Source organism: Pseudoalteromonas sp. SG41-5 (genome assembly GCF_014164495.1).
Lineage (GTDB): Bacteria > Pseudomonadota > Gammaproteobacteria > Enterobacterales > Alteromonadaceae > Pseudoalteromonas > Pseudoalteromonas rhizosphaerae.
On record NZ_JACJFH010000203.1, the window covers coordinates 1 to 2323 of the forward strand.

General features: G+C 40.6%; 3 protein-coding genes. 2 read left to right on the plus strand and 1 reads right to left on the minus strand.

Going from position 1 to position 2323, the window contains the following annotated elements; translation table 11 throughout:
- Nucleotides 1-642, plus strand: a 642-nt coding sequence (locus H5232_RS22950) for an ABC transporter substrate-binding protein (protein ID WP_182831606.1), incomplete at its 5' end; no start/stop codon positions are given.
- Nucleotides 643-665: 23 nt separating this feature from the next.
- Here the strand turns inward: H5232_RS22950 and H5232_RS22955 are convergent.
- Nucleotides 666-1616 carry a helix-turn-helix domain-containing protein gene (locus H5232_RS22955; RefSeq protein ID WP_182831608.1) on the minus strand — a complete coding sequence of 317 codons (951 nt, stop codon included), beginning with the start codon at nt 1614-1616 and terminating at the stop codon, nt 666-668.
- A 246-nt stretch (nt 1617-1862) separates the two neighbouring features.
- On the opposite strand from H5232_RS22955, the gene eutB reads away from it, so the two are divergent.
- On the plus strand, nt 1863-2323 hold a 461-nt coding region (eutB, locus tag H5232_RS22960), incomplete at its 3' end, for an ethanolamine ammonia-lyase subunit EutB (protein ID WP_182831610.1).

Here is a 2323-nt window from a genome sequence, read left to right on the forward strand (position 1 = left end):
GTCTTGGATGGTGAGCAGGCTCTTACAGGAATAGATGTAGAGATCAGCCGTTTGTGGTTAACGCAGTCTGGATTCGGTAGTCAGTTTGTTTCTTTACCGTCATCAAAGCGCGGTTTGGTCGAGCTTGAAAAAGGCCGCGTGGATATATTAACTGCTGCGAGTTTCAATCAACAACGTGCCCAATATAGTCACTTTTCAACCCCATATAGACGTGAGAAAATGCGGCTGTTCTGGTATGAAGATGCTAAGTACCTAACACACGATTTAGCCAGCCTGTTGGCGCAACAAAAAACCATAGCCGTAAATAATGGTGGTTATTATGGTAAAGAATTTGAGCAGCTAAGCAAAGTCACAAACAATAAAGATTTACTTGTACGAGTACCTTTGCTCAAGCACCGGCTATATATGTTAAAAGCTAAACGCGTCGATTTTATGATCGATGATGAAATATCTGGGTTATACCTCATAAGCCAAGAAAAAATCCCCGGTATTACACTGCATCCTTATGTTATTCATGATAATCCAATCCATTTTATGCTCAGTAAAAAAACGGTCACGATGGACAATGTGCGCTCAATTAATGCAGCGATCATTGATATGCAATCGAATATCAAGCAAATAATTGCCAGCTATACCTATTAATTAACTGGCTATAATTGATACCACTAAAGCTGCGCACGTTTTACTGTGTCTGAAGGGTTTTCACCAAATAGTTGTTTATAGTCTTTAGCAAACTGGCCCGGATGCCAAAAGCCCCAATTGGCGGCAATCATTGAAATGGGTTTATTTTGTTGCGGATCACTGAGTTCACGGCGTATTTGGTTAAGCCTGGTCATGCGTAAAAAACGCAGCGGATTGATGCCTAAAATACTTTCAAAGCTGTATTGTAAAGTCCGTCGACAAACGTAGGTAAACTCACATAATTGGGTGATAGTCACTATGTTGTCTGGGTGATCGTGAATAAATTCTTTCGCTTTATCAACAACGTTTTTACGGTGTTTATAACTTGGGGTTACTTTTTGCTGGGGGAGTTGTGATTGCAGTAAGTGCAGCACTAAATTTAATAAAATATCGTGTTGTAAAGCCGCACTTGCTCCACCGCCATTAGCATAAATGATTTGTTCAATGCATTCACGAGCACGTTGCAGTGCTTGTGGTGATGTTGTAATACGCGGTGATCCATGCTCACAAATGCCCTGAAGCGACAACCCTTGTTGCTGAGCAATTTGATGAAGGGTATCTTGATTGATCACCATGCCATAAATATTAAATTGCGCAGGGGTGATCAGCTCAAAGTTGCAATCACTTGGGCGGCACATTAATTGATTATCAGCGATGGTGAGACCGTTAATTTTACTGTTTAGTGCGTTTACCGGAATGCCAAGCCATAACGCATTTGGCCATACTTTACACTGTTGTCGTAATGCGCACTGTGTATACTCTTTAAACACTTGCAAACCATCATAAGCCACTTCATCAATACAGCCATAAAAGCGGCCATCACTGACTTGATCATATTTTTGTTGCCAGTTTGTTAGGTTTCCCGCCTGCTGGTCCACATCGGTTGTAGCTAAAGTGCACTTACTTGGTGCATTTGTCGGTAAATTATGTTGCATAGTTGCGTATTACACCTCAGGCTAATTATTACAAGTAAACAGTAGTTGTCCGATTTTTAATTTTAACTATATGATTTTTATTGTTTAAGTAACATTTGCCAAAACTTGATAGTTGCTTGGTACGCTATAAGCTACCTTAAAAGAATCGTTGTACTGTTTATTGCTTTATTTATTGTTTTTTATTGTAGTAAAGGCAATAGCTGTGCCTATCCTTTTTAACACACATTTTGTCAGCAAGGTAAGTTTATGAGTAAATCGTATCGATACACGTTAGGAAGTAAAACCTACCAGTTTAACAATCTCGCACAGTTAATGGCTAAAGCGACCCCGCAGCGCTCTGGTGATAGCTTGGCAGGTGTTATTGCCAGTTCTGCCGAAGAGCGAGCCGTGGCACAAATGACGCTGGCAGAAGTCCCTTTAAAAACATTCTTGAACGATGCCTTGATCCCTTATGAAGACGATGAAATTACTCGGCTAATAATAGATGAACATGACACTAACGCATTTGCAGCAATCGCACATTTAACGGTAGGTGATTTTCGTAATTGGCTGCTGAGTGATCACGCAACAAGCCATGTTTTAGCGACAATCAGAGCGGGTATTACCCCCGAAATGGCTGCTGCTGTTAGTAAAATAATGCGTAATCAAGATCTGATCTTAGTTGCCAAAAAGTGCCATGTTACGACTGCATTTAGAAATACCATTGG

Coding starts and splice junctions, on each gene's coding strand:
- H5232_RS22955 (WP_182831608.1), bottom strand. CDS start 1,616: ATGCAACATAATTTACCGACAAATGCACCAAGTAAGTGCACTTTAGCT.